This is a genomic window from Billgrantia aerodenitrificans, from assembly GCF_021404405.1.
Taxonomy (GTDB): Bacteria; Pseudomonadota; Gammaproteobacteria; order Pseudomonadales; family Halomonadaceae; genus Halomonas; species Halomonas aerodenitrificans.
Genome location: NZ_JABFTV010000004.1, coordinates 1 through 16,084, shown reverse-complemented (window position 1 = coordinate 16,084; position 16,084 = coordinate 1). Strand labels below are relative to the sequence as shown.

Sequence of the window (16,084 nt, the reverse complement as noted above, 5' to 3'; positions counted from 1 at the left end):
TGCCTGCCGAACTACAGGAGCAGAACAATGAAACTCCCCATCCGTCTTGCCGCCGCCGTGTTGATGTTTGGCCTCTCCTCTTCGGTGTGGGCCCAGAGTCTGGCCTACGTCTCCAACGAGCGCGATCACACCATCTCGGTGATCGACATGGCCACTCTGGAGGTGGTGGACACCTTCCCCGTCGGCCAGCGCCCGCGCGGCATCCTGCTCTCCCCCGACGAGAGCCTGCTCTATGTCTGCGCCAGCGACGACGACGCCGTTCAGGTGGTCGACCTGGCCACGCGCCGCGTCATCGATACCCTGCCCTCCGGCGAGGACCCGGAGCAGTTCGCCCTGCACCCCAACGGGCGGCATCTCTACATTGCCAACGAGGACGATGCCCTGGTCACCGTGCTCGACGTGGAAACCAAGCGCGTGCTGGCCCAGATCGAGGTCGGCATCGAGCCTGAGGGCATGGGGGTGAGCCACGACGGCCGCTGGGCGGTGAACACCAGCGAGACCTCCAACATGCTGCACTGGATCAACACCGAGACCTTCGAGATCGAAAAGAACATCGTCATCGGCTCCCGCCCGCGCCACGTGGAGTTCACCCGTGACGACGCCCTGCTGTGGGCCTCGGCGGAAATCGGCGGCACCGTGCACATCATCGACGTCGAGAGTCTCGAAGAGATCCACACCATCGATTTTCGCATCCCCGGGGTGAATCAGGACCGGGTCCAGCCGGTGGGCATCCAGCTCACCTCCGACGGTCGCTACGCCTTCGTCGCCCTGGGCCCGGCCAACCATATCGCCGTGGTGGATGCCCAGACCTTCGAGGTGCTCGACTACCTGCTGGTGGGCGCCCGGGTATGGCAGGTAGCGCTCAGCCCGGATGAAAAGACACTGCTCACCACCAACGGCGTGAGCGGCGACGTCTCGGTGATCGACGTGGACAAGCTGGAGGTGATCAAGACCATCGACGTGGGCCGCTTCCCCTGGGGAGTGAAGATCACCTCGGGATCCCGGTCATGAACGTGCAAGCCCTCGATATCGGCTATCGCTATCGGCACGATCCCGTCCTGCAGGAGGTCAGCTTCACGCTGGCCTCCGGCCGTTTCCACGCCCTGCTGGGCCCCAACGGCGCCGGCAAATCGACCCTGTTCGGCCTGCTCACGCGACTGCTTGCGCTGCAGCAGGGCGATCTGCTGCTGGGCGGCCGCTCGCTCCGGCGCCAGCCGGCCGCGGTGATGCGCCATATGGGCGTGGTGTTTCAGCAGAACGCCCTGGACCTGGATCTCAACGTGATGCAGAACCTGCTCTATCACGCCGCCCTGCACGGCATGTCACCACGCGAGGCCCGCCGGCGCTGCGCGGAAGAGCTCGAGCGCCAGCGGCTGGACATGCACGCCCGCACGCCGGTGCGCCGGCTCAACGGCGGCCACCGCCGCCGCGTGGAGATCGCCCGTGCCCTGCTGCACCGCCCTGCCCTGCTGCTGCTCGACGAGGCCACCGCCGGGCTCGATCTCGACAGTCGAACGGCACTCAATGCCCACGTGCGGGGGCTGTGCCGCGAACGGGGGCTCACCGTGCTGTGGGCCACCCATCTCATCGAGGAGATCGGCGACGGGGATCGAGTGCTGGTGTTGCACCGCGGTCGGCTGCTGGCCGACGAGACCGGCGAGGCGCTGTGCCGCCGCCATGGCGGCACCAGCCTGACCGAGACCTTCCACAGCCTGACCCGGGAGGCCGTGGCATGACACCGCGCGATTACTGGTACTGCTTTGTGGGCGTGCAGAAGCGCGAATGGCTGCGCTTCTGGCAGCAGCGTACGCGCTTCGCCAGCGCCCTGGTCCGGCCATTGCTGTGGCTGGTGGTGTTCGCCGCCGGCTTCCGCATGGTGCTGGGGGTGTCCATCATCCCGCCCTATGTGACCTACATCACCTACGAGACCTACATCGTGCCCGGGCTGTGCGGCATGATCATCCTGTTCAACTCCATGCAGGGCGCGCTCTCGATGGTCTACGACCGTGAGCTGGGCTCCATGCGGGTGCTGCTCACCAGCCCCCTGCCGCGCCCTTTCCTGCTACTGACCAAGCTGCTGGCCATGGGCAGCGTCTCGGTCGCCCAGGTGTACGTCTTCCTGCTCATCGCCCGCTGGGGCGTCGGCGTGCGTCCGCCGCTCGAGGGCTACCTGGCGGTGCTGCCCGCGCTGCTGCTGGCATCGCTGATGCTGGGGGCGCTGGGGCTGCTGATCGCCACCTGGATCAAGCAGCTGGAGAACTTCGCCGGGGTCATGAACTTCGTCATCTTTCCGATGTTCTTTCTCTCCTCGGCGCTCTATCCGCTATGGCGCATGCAGGAAGCCAGCCCCTGGATCTATCAGCTGTGTCTGCTCAACCCCTTCACCCACGCCGTCGAGACGCTGCGCTTCGCGCTTTATCTGCAGTGGAACGGCGAGGCGGCCACCATCACGCTTGCCACCACTCTGGTGCTGGCCACGCTGGCAATCGGCGGCTTTCGGCCGCAGCGGACCAGGCTACTTGGCATGCGCATTAACTAATTTTCGATCGAGAGAGACTCCCCGGACGCCTGACGCCCCAGCGCCTCCAGGCGCCGGGCCAGCCCGGCGTGGGCCTCGGCATCGAGCCGAGCATCGTAGCGCAGGTGGGCGGGGCGCCCCGCCAGATACCAGATGCGATTGGCCAGCGCCTCGGCGTCGCGCGCCTCGTGGGTCACGCAGATCATGGCCATGGCGGGAAACTGCTTCAGCAGCATGCGGATCAAGCCTTTCAGCTCGTCGGCGCGGTGCGGGTCCAGAGAGGCGAAGGGTTCGTCCAGCAGCAGCAGATCGGGGCGCATGGCCAGGCAGCGTGCCAGGGCGGCACGCCGGGCCATGCCCAGCGACAGCTGATCGGGGTAGCGGTCGGCGGCCTGCTCCAGCCCGACTCGGGCCAGCAGCGGCTCCACCTGGTCGCGGCCGACCCCAACCAGGCGCAGGTTGTCGCGCAGCGTACGCCAGGGCAGCAGGCGATGCTCCTGAAACAGATAGCCGATGCGCAGCGTCGGCCGCGGCTGGCCCCGCTCCAGGCCGGCCAGGCGGTTGAGCAGGGTGGTCTTGCCGATGCCGGAGGGGCCGAGCAGACAGATATGGTCGCCCGGCGCCACCTTGAGGCTCATGGGCGCCAGGATGGCGTGGCCCGCCGGCACGTCGAACTCAGCCATGTTCGGCTCCGGCATGTTCGACTCCGGTACGGCGCCAGCGTGTGGCGCGGCGCTCCAGCGGCTGCAGCAGACCGAGCTCGATCAGCTGCACGATGGCGATGAACGCCAGGCTGTAGGCCAGCAGTCCGGCCACGTCGAAGACCTGGAACGCCAGATGCAGCTGGAAGCCGACGCCATCGGAGCGCCCCAGCAGCTCGACCACCAGCACGATCTTCCAGATCAGCGCCAGCCCGCCGCGGGTCGCCGCCATCAGGTAGGGAAACAGCTGCGGCAGCCACACGTGCCACAGGCGCATGAGGGAAGAAAAACCGTAGACACGCGCCATCTGCTCCAGCCTCGGATCGAGACTGCGCGCCCCCTCGCGCAAGGTGACGGCGACGTTGGGTACCTTGTTGATGACCACTGCCAGGATCGCCGCGGCCTCCACCAGACCGAACCAGACGTAGAGCAGGATGATCAGCACCAGCGCCGGCAGGTTGAGCAGCAGCACCAGCAGCGGGTCCAGCAGGGCATCGAGCCAGGCCAGGCGTCCCATGGCGATGCCGATCAGACTGCCGAAGGCCATCGCCAGCAGGAAACTGAGCGCGACCCGCTGCAGGGTCACGGCCAGATGACGCTGCAGCTCGCCGCTGGCCGCCTCCCGTTGCAGGGTGTTGAGTACCGCCGCCGGCGAGGGCAGTAGGGAGGTGTCCAACTGCCAGGCCAGCACGCCCCACAGCCCCACCAGCAGCGGCAGGACCACCCAGCAGGCGAGCGCCGAGCGCCTCATGGCACGCCGCCCGGATCGAGCACGAAGAGCCGGACGGGCATCACCTCCTCCGCGGCGCTGCCGGCCATGACCAGCAGCCGTTGCAGCGCCGCCACCCGTGCCTCGTCCAGCGGTTCGGGAATGCCCTGCAGGTAGCCTTGGCGCAGCGCGGTGAAGTGGGCGTCGTCGCTTACGCGCATCAGCGGGCGCAGCGCCTCCCAGTGGTCGGGGTCGTCGCGCAACTGCCGTTTGGTGCGCGCCACGGCGCGGGCGAAGCCGGCCACCAATGCCTGGTGGTCGTCGGCCCAAGAATCATGGAAGACGTAGCCCAGAATGGGCAGGCCGGTGGGAATGTCCAGGCTGGCCAGCAGCGAGTCCATGGGCAGCGCCACGTCGGCCTCACCGGCGGCGGTCAGCTCGGCAGCGAAGTGCCAGAAGGTCACCAGCACGTCGAACTGCCCGCGGCGAAAGGCCTGGCTCAGCAGCGGTGGCGCGCCGAACTGCACCTGCGCCTCACGCTCCAGTGCCATGCCCCGGGCCTGTGCCGCCCGGGTCAGCAGCACCCAACCCTTGCTGTCGGGGCCGCCGGCCACGCCGATGCGCTTGCCGCGCAGGTCCTCGATATCGTGAATGGGCGCCCCGGGAGCGGCCAGCACGTCGCCCATCTGCGAGGAATAGGGTAGATAGCGGTAGGAGTGCCCCGCCACATGCCGCGCCTGGGCCCAGGTAAGATCGACCACGGCACCATCCACATCGCCGCTGGAGACGGCGATGCGCGAGGCCGGCAGGTTGGCCACCAGGCGCACGTCGAGCACGAAGCCCTCGTCCCGGTCGAGGCCGTGGCGCTGCAGATGGTCCAGCTCCCAGTGGGCGGTGCCGAACTGCAGCACGCTGAGGCGCAGCAGCGGCGGCTCGGCGCGCAGGCTGTCGGCGGCGACCAGCAGCGCGAGCAGCAGCGCAGCGCGGGCCAGCGGCAGGAACTTGGCAAGGCTCGGTGTCTTCATGTCTTCAGACTAAGGAGCTGCCTGTCGCGGCAGAATAGTACTTTCGTGCTTTACGCTTCGCGACAAAGGTGCAATTCCGGCTTACGACAAAAGAGAGTCCCATAGCGCTATGAGGCTAGTTCCAAGAGGCCACGGGAAGCACGCCATGAGGATAGCGAAGCGGATACTGGCCGCCCTGCTGCTGGCGGTACTTTGCCCGGCCACTTCCGGTGCTGCCGCCCCGGGCGAGGATCCGCTGCTGTTCTCGGAGCGGGGCTATCGCATCGACCGCTATCGCAGCCCCACTCCCGCCACCGCACCGGGCGCGGAGACGGTGGACACCGCGGCGGTGGTCGAGCTGCTCGGCGCCAGCCCCCCCGCGCTGGCCATCGACGTGATCAACCTCACCTTTCGCCATGGCCGCTTTCTGCAGAGCGAGCCGCACCGCTCCGTCCCGGGCGCGCTGTGGCTGCCCAATACCGGGCTCGGTCATCTCGACGACGACTGGTACTACAGCCGGCACGATTGGGTGGGCTACCTGCTCGACGAGGTCGGCGCAGCCAGCGGCGGCGACCCGCACCATCCCATCGTGGTGCTGTGCCGTTCGGATTGCTGGCTCTCCTGGAATGCGGTGAAGCGCCTGGCCGAGGCGGGTTACCAGCGTCTTTACTGGTATCGTGACGGTATCGACAGCTGGGAGGCGGACGGCCAGCCGCTGGAGAGCGCCGCCCCGCGCCTGCCGCCATTCGCCGCTACTGGGCGCCAGGCCCCACGACGTACGACTACAAGGATAACGACAAGATGCACGACCAAGCCCCCAGCTACCGTATCCTGATCGCCGACGATCATCCGCTGTTCCGCGAGGCCATCGCCCGGGTGGTCGGCGACGGCTTTCCCGGCAGCGAGCTGCTGGAAACGGCGGACCTCGACGCCACCCTCGCCGTGACCGCCGACGAGGAGGATCTGGACCTGATCCTGCTCGACCTCAACATGCCCGGCATGAGCGGCCTCACCGGTCTGCTGCAGCTGCGCAACGAGGCGCCCACCATCCCGGTGGCGATCATCTCCGCCGAAGAGGACAAGAACGTCATGCTGCAGGCGGTCTCCTGCGGGGCGGTCGGCTTTCTGACCAAGTCCTCGCCCAAGGAGCAGTTGATCAAGGCCATCGCCCAGATACTGGAGGGCAACATCTACCTGCCCTCGGAGATCATGCGTGCCAGTGCCGCCCGGGCTCACGAGCCGAACGAGCGCAGCATCAGCGCCGAACAGCTCGAGACCCTGACCCGCAAGCAGATCCAGGTGCTCGAACGCATGACCCGCGGCGAATCCAACAAGATGATCGCCTACAACCTCAACATCGCCGAGACCACGGTCAAGGCCCACGTCTCGGCGATCCTGCGCAAGCTCGGCGTGAGCAACCGGGTCCAGGCGATTCTTTCGGCCAGCGACATCGACTTCAGCCGCTATCTGCGCAAGCCCTGATCCGCTCCCTCGACGAATTCGAGTGGAGTCTCCGCCAGCAGCTGCTGCAGCGTGGTTCTCAAGCGCAGCGGCTTGACCGGCTTGTTGAGCAGCTGGAAGCCCAGCTCGCGCACCCGCTGGCGCAGCTCGCGACTGTGATCGGCGGTGATCACCAATACCGGCAGCGGCTCCTGACGTAGCGCGTTGATGCGCTCCGCCAGCGCCACCCCGCTGCGCTCGTGGTCGAGGTGATAGTCGACCACCAGGGCATCGGCCTCGCCGTCGGCCAGGTTCACCCGCGCGGCGAGACGCTCCTCACTCTCGGCGACCACCACCTGACAGCCCCAGCGTTCCAGCAGGTGGCGCATGGCCAGGCAGATGGAAGGATCGTTGTCCACCACCCACAGCCGCCGTCCGGCGAGTTCGCGACCGGCCACGCAGCCTACTGGCTGACGCCGCTCGCCGACCTCGACGCGCTGGGCGTAGGGCAGCGTCACACCGAACAGGGTGCCGTGCCCGACCCGCGACGCCACCCGCACCGGCTGCTGCAGCATGCGCGTGATCTTGTCGACGATGGAGAGGCCGAGACCCAGGCCACGATCCCGCGCGTTGGCCGCCGCCGGCAGACGCCGAAACTCCTGGAAGATCAGCTCGCGCTCCTCTTCGGCGATGCCGCAGCCGGTATCGAGTACCTGGATCTCGAGCCCCTCCCGGCGCCGCCGACAGCCCAGCAGCAGGCGGCCGCGAGGGGTATAGCGCACGGCGTTGCTGAGCAGGTTGCGGATCACCCGGGCGAGCAGCGAGATGTCGCTGCTGACCAGCGCCGACGACGGCACGTAGTGGAACTCCAGACCCTCGCTGGCGGCCACCTGACGATACTCCCGCGCCAGGCCGTCGAGCAGGTCGCGAATGGCGAAGGGCGCGACCTCGGGGGTGATCACGCCGGCATCCAGCTTGGAGATGTCGACCAGGGTGCCGAGCAGCGCCTCCACGTCCTTCAGCGAATGGCCCACCTGCTGGATCAGCTCCTGATTGGCCGGCGACATCTCCTGCTCCACCAGGGCACCGACGAACAACCGGGCCGCATTGAGCGGCTGCAGCAGGTCATGGCTCACCGCTGCCAGGAACTTGGTCTTGGAGAGGTTGGCCGCCTCGGCCTCGGTCTTGGCCTCGCGCAGTTGGCCTTCGGCGGCCAGCCGCTCCTCGATCTCCTCGCGCAGTTGGGCGTTGACCCGGGTCAGCTCCGCGGTACGCTCCCGCACTCGCTGCTCGAGGTTCTGATAGGCATGGTGCAGCGCCTCGGAGGTGCGCCGCTGCTCGGTGATGTCACGGATCAGCACGAAGAAGCCGATCACGCTGCCGTCGCTGTCCCGGTGCGGCACGTAGGCCCGCAGCAGCACCCGGTGCTCGCCCTCGGCATTCTGTTCGGGCAGTTCGAAGCTGATGCGCTCCCCCGCCAGCACCCGCTGCAGGTAGGGCATCAGGCGCGCGCAATGCTCCGCCGAATGGAGGTCGCCGAGCGCCGAACCCAGCAGCAGGTCGTGGGGCCAGCCGTACCACTCCTCGTAGACCCGGTTGGTGAACACGTAGCGCAGCTCGCGATCCAGGTAGGCGATCATCGCCGGCACGTGGTCGGTGATGGTACGGATCCAGCGTTCCCGCTCGGCCAGCGCCTCGGCCTGGCGAATGCGCTCGGTGATGTCGGTGTAGGTCAGCACCTGACCGCCGCCCGGCATGGGGTGGCCGCGTACCTCCACCACGCGGCCGTCGCTGAGCCGGCGCTCGCAGGCGGCCAGCACGGCCTGCCCATCGGCTGGGTCGACCAGTTCGCTGGCGCGGCTCAGCTCGGTCAGCGCCAGCGGCAGCGTCAGCCCCGCGAGACCGGTGAGCTGAGAGAAGCGCTGGTTGTGCATCTCCAGCTGGCCCTGAGGGGTGACCACGGCAACCCCCTGGGAGAGGCTGTCCAGGGTGGCCTGCAGCAGGCGCGACTTCTGCGCCAGGGCATGCTCGCGCTCGGCGTGCTCATGGCGCTTGAGCTCGGTGATGTCGACGTAGAGGAATACCCTGCCGCCGCCGCGAATCGGCCGCTGGTTGACCTGCACCCAGCGCCCGTCGTGAAGCTGATAGACGGTACGCCCCTGGCGCTGCTTGAGCTGCTCGCTGACCACCAACCCCGAGCTCAGCGCCAGCCGGCGCAGCTCCTCCAGGGTCATGCCGGCATGCACCTCGATGCCTGCCGGCCGCCAGAACTCGGCGAAGCGGCTGTTGTAGTGACGAATGCGCTGGTCGGCACCGAACAGCACGAAGGCGTCGGTGATGCTCTCGATGGCATCGACCAGGTACTGGTTGGCCTGCTCGGCCCGCTCCCGCGCCTCGCCCAGCAGGCGGTTGCTGGCACGCAGCTCATGCAGGGTCTGGTTGAGCGCGCGGGTTCGCTCGCGCACCTGCTCGGCCAGCAGAGCGGCATGCTCGAAGGCGGCATAGGGCGCGGTACGCGGCAGGTTGCTCGACTCGACCCGCTCGATCAGCGCCGCGTTGATGCGCTGAAGCTTGGCGACCTGGCGCTCCAGCTCGCGTTCGCGCTCAGTGGTCGCCACGGGAGCGTCCTATGTAGACCCCGCTGAAGGTCTGGTTGAGGTGCAGGCCGCTGTAGTGCTCGCCGTAGGTGTTGAAGCCGAGGATGCGGCGCTGGCGGTAGAACTCCCCGGCCGCCTGCTGCCGCCCCTCCTGCTCGAGTTCCAGGCGGCGCAGGAAGCAGTCGCAGCCGAGGATGCACTCCGCCGGCCCCAGGCGCCCTTCGATGTCGGCGATTTCACGGTCGAGATCCGTCAGCAGATCGCTCGCCTGCATGGCCGTCAGCACGATGCCGGTCTCCACGGCGCAGTAGAAGCTCAGGCTGAGGTCGGGATTGACGCTCTGGATGGCGCGTACGTAGGTCTTGTCGTGGAGCCTCACGGCGAGCGGATGACGCGCGAACACCTCGGGGTTCAGTTCTTCCAGCGTACAGCCCACCAGTCGCGCGTACTCCAGAGCCGCCGGCTCGGCGTTGAGCTCCATCACCCGGCGCTGCTCCTGGTCGGCCGCCGTGACCACCAGCTTCTCGCCGCTGGGGCGCAGGTGGTGGGTCGAGAACACTTCGAAATCCAGCGCGGTGTTGACCATCAGCACCACGGCGGCGCGATCATGAAAGGCGCCCTCGCCGTACACGTGCGTGCCGGTGAGGCGGTTGTCGTCGCCGGCGCTGCCACCGAAGTGAGGAATCCCGGCCAGCACCGAGGTCAAGGTCAGCAGCACCTGCTCCTCGCAGGTCGAGAGCCCGTCGAGCAGGGTCATGGCGAAGGTGTGGCCCTTGAGCGGCGCCAGCCCCGAACGGGTACAGTGCTCCATCAGCCGGTCGGTGATGCGCTGGGCGTCGAGCAGGGTGAAACGGTCGAGATCGCGGATCAGCCGATAGTCGAGAGCAAAGGCCCGGCGGTCGAAGCCCACCGCCACGATGGAGCCTCGCGAGTAGCCGTCGCTGCCAAGTTCGCCGGCGGTGGTGCAGCCGCACAGCTTGACGCCCCCCAGATGCGCCTCCAGGGCCGTGGCCAGGGCCGGCAGATCGTGCTCGGCGGAACAGAAGAACAGCACGCCCTCGAGGTCGGGGTGCAGCAGTCGGCTGGCCAGGTACTGAGCCGCCAGTTCGGGGTCCCTGGCGAAGGAGTGCGCCACGCGCAGGGGCTCATCCGGCAAAGCCTGGTCACGGTAATGCGACTTCGCTAATGGCAACATGGCACTCCTCGAGCAAGACAGGGATCCTGCTTTCAGTCTAGGGCTTGATGCAAAGCAGCAACATAGGACTTGAGTGCCGGGGCACGCTTACACGGCTACGACCAAGGTTGTAGCTTCGCTCATCCCTTCTCTTGGCGCGCGATCAGTTGACTGAGCACGGCACGCAGCTTGCCGGGTCGCAGCGGCTTGTGCAGCAGCGGGATACCGCACTCCGCCAGGGTGCGGCGCCAGGCCTCGGAGCGGTCGGCGGTGATCACCACCGCCGGCAGCTGCGGCTGCCGCCAGTGCCGCCGCAGCTTCTCCACCAGCCGGTCACCGGTCTCTCCGGCATCGAGATGCAGGTCCACCAGCAGCACGTCGGGCGCCGCGAGCCGCTGCTCCAGCACCTCGTCGAAATCGTGGGCGGTATCGCACCGCATGCCCCACTGCTCGAGCAGGGCCTGCATGCCCATCAGGATCCGGCTGTCGTTGTCCACCACCAGCATGCGCCGCCCCGTCAGCGGGCTGTCCGGCTGAGCGGCGGCCGACGAGGCAGCCTGGGCAGGCGCCGGGCGGCAGATCGGCACCTGGACGGCAAAGCTCGAGCCCCGCCCAAGGGTGGAGGTCACCGACACCGCCAGCCCCAGCCGCTGGCAGATGCGCTCGACGATGGCCAGCCCGAGCCCCACCCCCTGCCGGTTACGCGCCCGCTCGGCGTTGAGCTGGTGATACTCCTCGAAGATCGCCCGCAGCTGATCCGGCGGAATGCCCGGCCCGCTGTCGTGCACCTCGATGGAAACGACGTCGCCGCGGCGCCGCACGCCCAGCAGTACGCTGCCGGCGTCGGTGTAGCGGCAGGCATTGGAGAGCAGGTTGCGCAACACCCGCCCCAGCAGGCGGTGGTCACTGTCGACGTACAGGCTGCTCTCCACGCAGCGAAAGCGCAGCGCCTTGCGCTGGGCACGCGGCGCGTACTCGGCCACCAGGCCGCACAGCATCTGCGCGAGCGGAAAGCACTCGCGCTGCGGCTGGATGCGCTCCTGGTCGAGCCGGGCGATGTCGAGCAGGTCGGTGAGCAGCTCCTCGGCGCCCTCGAGGGAGAGATGGATGCTGTCGACCAGGCGGCTCGCGTCATCGTCCAAGGCACGCTCGCGCAGGGTGGAGACCAGCAGCCGGGCCGCATTGAGCGGCTGCAACAAGTCGTGGCTGGCTGCCGCCAGGTAGCGGTCCTTGCTGCGATTGGCCTCCTGGGCCAGGTCACGGGCGGCGCGCAGCTGCTCCTCGATCAGGCGGCGTTCGGCCACCTCGCCGGCCAGATCGTCATTGAGCTGCTCGAGCCGCTGGGTGCGCTCGCGCACGCGAGCCTCGAGCCGCGCATTGAGCGCCAGCAGCTCCTGGCGCGCGCGTTCGCGCTCGGTGATGTCGGCCACGAAACCCTCGACCAGGATCTCGCCGCCCCGGTCCGGCTTGCGCAGCAGGGTCAGGGCCACCGGTACCCGCCTGCCGTCGCAGCCGGCCAGCCAGGTGGTATGGCCTTGCAGGTGACCCTGCCTGTGCAGCAGGCGGGAGACCTCGTCGAGTCCCTCGGCATCGGCGAACAGCGCTTCCAGCGACGTGCAGCGTGCCAGCGTGGCGGCCACGTCGGCATCGCCGAGCATGGCCGCCAGCGCCGGATTGGCGGCCAGCAGGCGTCCGCCCAGCGAGGCCTGGAAGATACCGTGCAGGGCGTTCTCGAACAGCCATTTGTAGCGGTTGCGCTCCGCCTCGAGCTCGGCCATGCGCGCCGTCAGCTCGGGGTAGTAGCTCTTGCGCGCCGACTGCTGACCCAAGCCCAGCAGCTGACTGACCGAATAGCCCTCGGGGTCGCCGGCCTTCTTCATCGGCTACCTGTCGCTTGGCGCGTCACATCGCCTCCTCGTACACCACCTGGACGTCGCGGGGGCTGGAGCGGCGCGGATTGGTCAGGATGCAGGGGTCCTCCAGTGCGTGGCGGGCCAGGAACGGCACGTCGCTGGTGTGGACACCGAGCCTGCCCAGGCTGCCCGTCAGGCCCACGGCCCGCTTCAACTCGATCAGGTGATCGATCAGCCGCGCCTTGACCTGTGTGCTGTTCAACCCGCGACAGTCGATGCCCAGGGTCTCGGCAATGCGGGTGAAGCGCTCCGGCGCGGCTTCGAAGTTGTAGGCCACCACGTGCTCGAGCAGCAGTGAATTGCACAGCCCATGGGGCAGGTCGAGGAAGCCGCCGAGACTGTGCGACATGGCATGTACGGCGCCGAGTATGGCGTTGGAGAACGCCAGCCCCGCCTGCATGCTGCCGAGCATGACCTGGGAACGCAGTTCCAGGTCGTGGGGAGCCTGTACCAGCGCCACCAGATGCCCATTGATCAGGCGCATGGCCTCCAGGGCATGGGCATCGGTGAGCGGTCCGCTGCCGGTGGAGACGAAGGCCTCGATGGCATGCACCAGGGCATCGACGCCGGTGCACGCCGTGAGGAAGGGGCTCATGGTCAGGGTGACCTGGGGGTCGATCAGCGAGACGTCCGGTACCACCGACTTGCTGACGATGGAGAATTTCATGCGCCGCTGCTGGTCGGAGATGATCGCGAACTGGGAGATGTCCGCCGACGTGCCCGCCGTGGTGGGCACGAAGATCAGCGGCGGGATGGGCACCCGCAGGGTGTCGACGCCCTCGAAGTCGATGATGTGGCCGTCGTGGGCGACGACGATGCCGATGCCCTTGGCGCAATCCATGGGGCTACCGCCGCCGATGGCGACGATGGCCTGGGCGCCCATCTCGCGGTAGGCCATGGCGCCCGCCATGACCTCCTCGGCCCGCGGGTTGGGCGAGACCGAGGTGAAGCGCTGGCTGAAGATGCCCTGCTCCGCCAGATCCGCCTCCACCTCCTCGACCCAGCCGGCCAGCACCACGCCGGGGTCCGACACCAGCAGCACCCGCTCGGCGCCGAAGGTGCCCACGAAGTTGGCCACGGCGCGCCGGGCACCGTCGCCGAAGATGATCTCCGGAGCCACGAACTTGCGCAGCTCGTTGATATTGGATGCCATACCGGGTCTCCGCTTGGGAAACACTGCACAAATGCCTGCACGAGCGAATCACTGCGTTGCGCGGTGCGCGGAATCCTCACATATACCTCAATATGCTCCGGTTCCTGTGCTCCGGGCGCCTTGTGCTTCACCTCGCTCGGCGATTTGTCCAGCGCTTCCCTTGACGCTGACCGGCAGAGGCGCGGCCGAGATCAGCGGTTTCTTGTTATGTCGTCGCCTCGCGTGGGCGCATTACCGTCATGGTACGAGCCGGCCTGCCCCAGCGCTCTTCGCCCTTGGTCGGGTATCTTCTCAGCCGCGCCAGAAGGTGCGCGAATGCCTTGCCTGCCTCGGCACCAGCGTTGCGATGTCGCCTGCCGAATCGGCGGCTTCGGCCACGGCCCGGTCGATCAGCTCGCGCCGGGGCGACTTGCTGCACACCGGGTCGGCCGCCGCCGGGTCGCCGGTGAGCAGGAACGCCTGACAGCGGCAGCCGCCGTGGTCCTGGTGGCGCTCGCTGCAGCTGCCGCAGGGCTCGGGCATCCAGGCGTCGCCGCGAAAGCGGTTGAACGCTTCGCTGGCGTACCAGATCTCCTCGAGCGAGCCGTCGCGCACCTGGGGAAAGGCCATGGGTAGCTCACGTGCACTATGACACGGCAACACGCTGCCGTCCGGCGCTACGGTCATGAAGATCGCCCCCCAGCCGCCCATGCACGCCTTGGGGCGCTCGGCAAAGTAGTCGGGTACCACGAACAGCAGGCGCATCTCCCTCCCGCGCTCGGCGAGACGCTCGCGCCAGCGCTGCGTTACCGCCTCGGCACGCTCGACCTGAGCACGGCTCGGCAGCAGTCCGGCGCGGTTGAGCTTGGCCCAGCCGTAGTACTGGCAGCTGGCCAGCTCCACGACGTCCGCCCCCAGCTCGTCGCACAGGGCGATCAGCCGGTCGGTGTCGTCGATGTTGTGGCGATGCAGCACCACGTTGAGCACCATGGGATAGCCGGCCGCCTTGACCGCCCGTGCCATGGCCAGCTTGGCGGCATGGGCCTTGGCCGAGCCCGCCACGGCGGCGGCCAGCTCGTCATCCGCGGCCTGCAGGCTGATCTGGATGTGATCCAGCCCCGCTTCGCGCAACGCCTCGATTCGGGCGCCGTCCAGCCCCACCCCGGAAGTGATCAGGTTGGTGTAGAAGCCGAGCCGCCGCGCCTCGGCGACCAGCACCTCCAGGTCGCGCCGCACCAACGGCTCGCCCCCGGAGAAACCGAGCTGCACGGCGCCCATGGCCCGCGCCTGGCGCAGCACATCGATCCAGGCGTCGGTGTCGAGTTCCTCACGGTAGCGGGCGAAGTCGAGCGGGTTGGAGCAGTAGGGACACTGCAGCGGGCAACGATAGGTCAGCTCAGCCAGCAGCCACAGCGGCGGGTCGATCGCTTGCGGGGACGCGGCAAGGCTCATGGGCTCGCCTCCAGCCAGCCCTGGCGCCCGGCCTCGGCGAGAAACGCCGCCACATCGTCGGCGATCTCCGCGGTACCGGGAAACTGCGCCTCCAGCGCGGCCACGATGTCCGCCTCATGGCGCCGGCCATCGACCAGCGTCAGGATCGCGCCGGCACTCTCGTTGAGCTGCACCATGCCCTCGGGGTAGAGCAGGACGTGGCGTTGCTGGGCGGGCTCCCACTGCAGCCGCCAGCCGCGGCGCAGCGCCGGAGCCACCTCCGGGCTCATGCCAGCCCCCGATGGAACACGGCCCGCTCGGTCACGCTATGGTAGGGCGGACGGCCGAGCTGATAGGCCAGGGTCATGGCGTCGAGCATGCTCCACAGCACGTCGAGCTTGAACTGCAGGATATCGAGGGCGCGCTGCTGGGTTTCCACGCTGGTGCACACCGCCAGCGCCACCTCCAGGCCATGCTCGACGTCGCGGCGTGCCTCCTTCAGGCGCTTGCGGAAGTAGCCGTAGCCGGCCTCGTCGATCCAGGGATAGTGGCCCGGCCAGGTATCGAGGCGGCTCTGGTGCGCCAGGGGGGCGAACAGCTCGGTGAGCGAAGAGATCGCCCCCTCCTGCCAGCTCGCCCGGCGCACGAAATTGACGTAGGCATCCACCGCGAAGCGCACCCCGGGCAAGACGTGCTGCTGCGACCACAGCTTGTCGCGGGTCAGCCCCACCGCTTCGCCCAGGGTCAGCCAGGCCTTGATGCCGCCGGCGTCGTCATCGCGACCGTCGTGGTCAAGCAGGCGCTGGATCCAGCGCCGCCGGGTGTCGGCATCCGGGCAGTTGGCCAGCAGCGCGGCGTCCTTCTGCGGGATCATCACCTGGTAATAGAAGCGATTGGCCACCCAGCCACGGATCTGCTCCGGCGTGGAGCGCCCTTCGGCCATGTCGATCTGATAAGGATGGTGAATATGGTAATAGGCGCCCTTGGCCATCAGGGCCTCACGAAAGGCCTCGGGCGAGAGCACGGCAGCCAACGGTGATGGTGTTTGCACGGCGTTCATGGCGAGTCCCTCTTAGATACCATCTCTCCTAACCGGCCACAAATGCCCCATCAGGCGGTTTGTGGCCGATATTCGGTTTGCGTCTTGAGGACCCCGTAAGCGATATGGATCAGCTTACGCATTGCCGCCCCCAAGGCCACCATCTTGCTCTTGCCGTTTCCTGTAAGCCGTTGATATAACGCCGAGATATCGGGATTCCGCCTCAGCCCAACGACGGCTGCCATGTACAGGCTCTGCCGTAGTTTCGGATTGCCGGCTTTCGACAAGCGGGGACGCCCGCGTACGGAGCTACCCGATTCCCAACTGACGGGCACGAGCCCCGCAAACGCCGCCGCCTGGCGGGCGCTTTCGAAAGCACGGCTACGCAGCATCGCCAACAGTCGGAGAGATACCGCAGGGCCAACG

16 protein-coding genes are annotated in these 16,084 nt (G+C 67.9%); 5 read left to right on the top strand and 11 right to left on the bottom strand.

From position 1 onward, the window contains the following. The first annotated feature begins 27 nt into the window (after positions 1-27). Genes HOP59_RS08475 through HOP59_RS08465 form a run of 3 tightly spaced genes read left to right on the top strand, consistent with a single transcriptional unit; the run spans position 28 to position 2,539 of the window. The gene (locus tag HOP59_RS08475; protein ID WP_234253547.1) at positions 28-1,011 is read left to right on the top strand and encodes a YVTN family beta-propeller repeat protein; all 984 of its coding nucleotides are present in this window, start codon (positions 28-30) and stop codon (positions 1,009-1,011) included. Beyond that, positions 1,008-1,736, top strand: coding sequence for an ATP-binding cassette domain-containing protein (locus HOP59_RS08470; RefSeq protein WP_234253544.1), 729 nt, complete (start codon positions 1,008-1,010; stop codon positions 1,734-1,736). Before HOP59_RS08475 ends, HOP59_RS08470 begins: the two co-directional genes overlap by 4 nt. Further along, positions 1,733-2,539: an ABC transporter permease gene (locus HOP59_RS08465; protein WP_191223282.1), complete on the top strand. Its 807-nt coding sequence runs from the start codon at positions 1,733-1,735 to the stop codon at positions 2,537-2,539. The genes HOP59_RS08470 and HOP59_RS08465 overlap by 4 nt, the downstream gene beginning before the upstream one ends. Here HOP59_RS08465 and HOP59_RS08460 read toward each other — a convergent pair. Genes HOP59_RS08460 through HOP59_RS08450 form a run of 3 tightly spaced genes read right to left on the bottom strand, consistent with a single transcriptional unit; the run spans position 2,536 to position 4,953 of the window. Next, positions 2,536-3,201, bottom strand: a complete 666-nt coding sequence (locus HOP59_RS08460; protein WP_234253541.1) for an ABC transporter ATP-binding protein — start codon at positions 3,199-3,201, stop codon at positions 2,536-2,538. The two genes, HOP59_RS08465 and HOP59_RS08460, sit on opposite strands and share 4 nt — an antisense overlap. Beyond that, positions 3,194-3,970 carry an ABC transporter permease gene (locus tag HOP59_RS08455; RefSeq protein WP_234253538.1) on the bottom strand — a complete coding sequence of 259 codons (777 nt, stop codon included), beginning with the start codon at positions 3,968-3,970 and terminating at the stop codon, positions 3,194-3,196. The genes HOP59_RS08460 and HOP59_RS08455 overlap by 8 nt, the downstream gene beginning before the upstream one ends. Beyond that, on the bottom strand, positions 3,967-4,953 hold the full coding sequence (locus HOP59_RS08450; protein WP_234253536.1) for an ABC transporter substrate-binding protein: 987 nt from the start codon (positions 4,951-4,953) through the stop codon (positions 3,967-3,969). The genes HOP59_RS08455 and HOP59_RS08450 overlap by 4 nt, the downstream gene beginning before the upstream one ends. A gap of 145 nt (positions 4,954-5,098) precedes the next feature. On the opposite strand from HOP59_RS08450, the gene HOP59_RS08445 reads away from it, so the two are divergent. Both HOP59_RS08445 and HOP59_RS08440 read left to right on the top strand, forming a co-directional pair. Next, positions 5,099-5,767 carry a rhodanese-like domain-containing protein gene (locus HOP59_RS08445; protein WP_234253534.1) on the top strand — a complete coding sequence of 223 codons (669 nt, stop codon included), beginning with the start codon at positions 5,099-5,101 and terminating at the stop codon, positions 5,765-5,767. Then, on the top strand, positions 5,734-6,414 hold the full coding sequence (locus HOP59_RS08440) for a response regulator (protein WP_086510125.1): 681 nt from the start codon (positions 5,734-5,736) through the stop codon (positions 6,412-6,414). Before HOP59_RS08445 ends, HOP59_RS08440 begins: the two co-directional genes overlap by 34 nt. On the opposite strand, the gene HOP59_RS08435 is transcribed toward HOP59_RS08440, so the two are convergent. The 8 genes from HOP59_RS08435 to HOP59_RS08400 form a co-directional block, all read right to left on the bottom strand. Further along, positions 6,396-8,990 (bottom strand): hybrid sensor histidine kinase/response regulator, encoded by a 2,595-nt coding sequence (locus HOP59_RS08435; RefSeq protein WP_234253532.1) that lies wholly within the window; start codon positions 8,988-8,990, stop codon positions 6,396-6,398. The two genes, HOP59_RS08440 and HOP59_RS08435, sit on opposite strands and share 19 nt — an antisense overlap. Beyond that, positions 8,977-10,164 (bottom strand): nitric oxide-sensing protein NosP, encoded by a 1,188-nt coding sequence (gene nosP, locus HOP59_RS08430; protein WP_103969168.1) that lies wholly within the window; start codon positions 10,162-10,164, stop codon positions 8,977-8,979. Before nosP ends, HOP59_RS08435 begins: the two co-directional genes overlap by 14 nt. 119 nt (positions 10,165-10,283) lie before the next feature. Further along, on the bottom strand, positions 10,284-12,023 hold the full coding sequence (locus tag HOP59_RS08425; RefSeq protein ID WP_234245273.1) for a PAS domain-containing hybrid sensor histidine kinase/response regulator: 1,740 nt from the start codon (positions 12,021-12,023) through the stop codon (positions 10,284-10,286). 22 nt (positions 12,024-12,045) lie between these two features. Next, complete coding sequence (ercA, locus tag HOP59_RS08420; RefSeq protein ID WP_086510128.1) at positions 12,046-13,209, bottom strand: alcohol dehydrogenase-like regulatory protein ErcA; 1,164 nt, start codon at positions 13,207-13,209, stop codon at positions 12,046-12,048. Positions 13,210-13,500: 291 nt separating this feature from the next. Further along, positions 13,501-14,640 (bottom strand): pyrroloquinoline quinone biosynthesis protein PqqE, encoded by a 1,140-nt coding sequence (gene pqqE, locus HOP59_RS08415; protein ID WP_234253531.1) that lies wholly within the window; start codon positions 14,638-14,640, stop codon positions 13,501-13,503. Further along, a complete protein-coding gene (gene pqqD / locus HOP59_RS08410) occupies positions 14,637-14,909 on the bottom strand; it encodes a pyrroloquinoline quinone biosynthesis peptide chaperone PqqD (RefSeq protein WP_010627040.1) in 273 nt (90 codons plus the stop codon). The genes pqqE and pqqD overlap by 4 nt, the downstream gene beginning before the upstream one ends. After that, positions 14,906-15,679: a pyrroloquinoline-quinone synthase PqqC gene (pqqC, locus tag HOP59_RS08405; RefSeq protein WP_234253528.1), complete on the bottom strand. Its 774-nt coding sequence runs from the start codon at positions 15,677-15,679 to the stop codon at positions 14,906-14,908. Before pqqC ends, pqqD begins: the two co-directional genes overlap by 4 nt. Positions 15,680-15,729: 50 nt before the next feature. After that, a partial coding sequence (locus HOP59_RS08400) for a transposase (RefSeq protein WP_234253525.1) occupies positions 15,730-16,084 on the bottom strand: 355 nt, incomplete at its 5' end.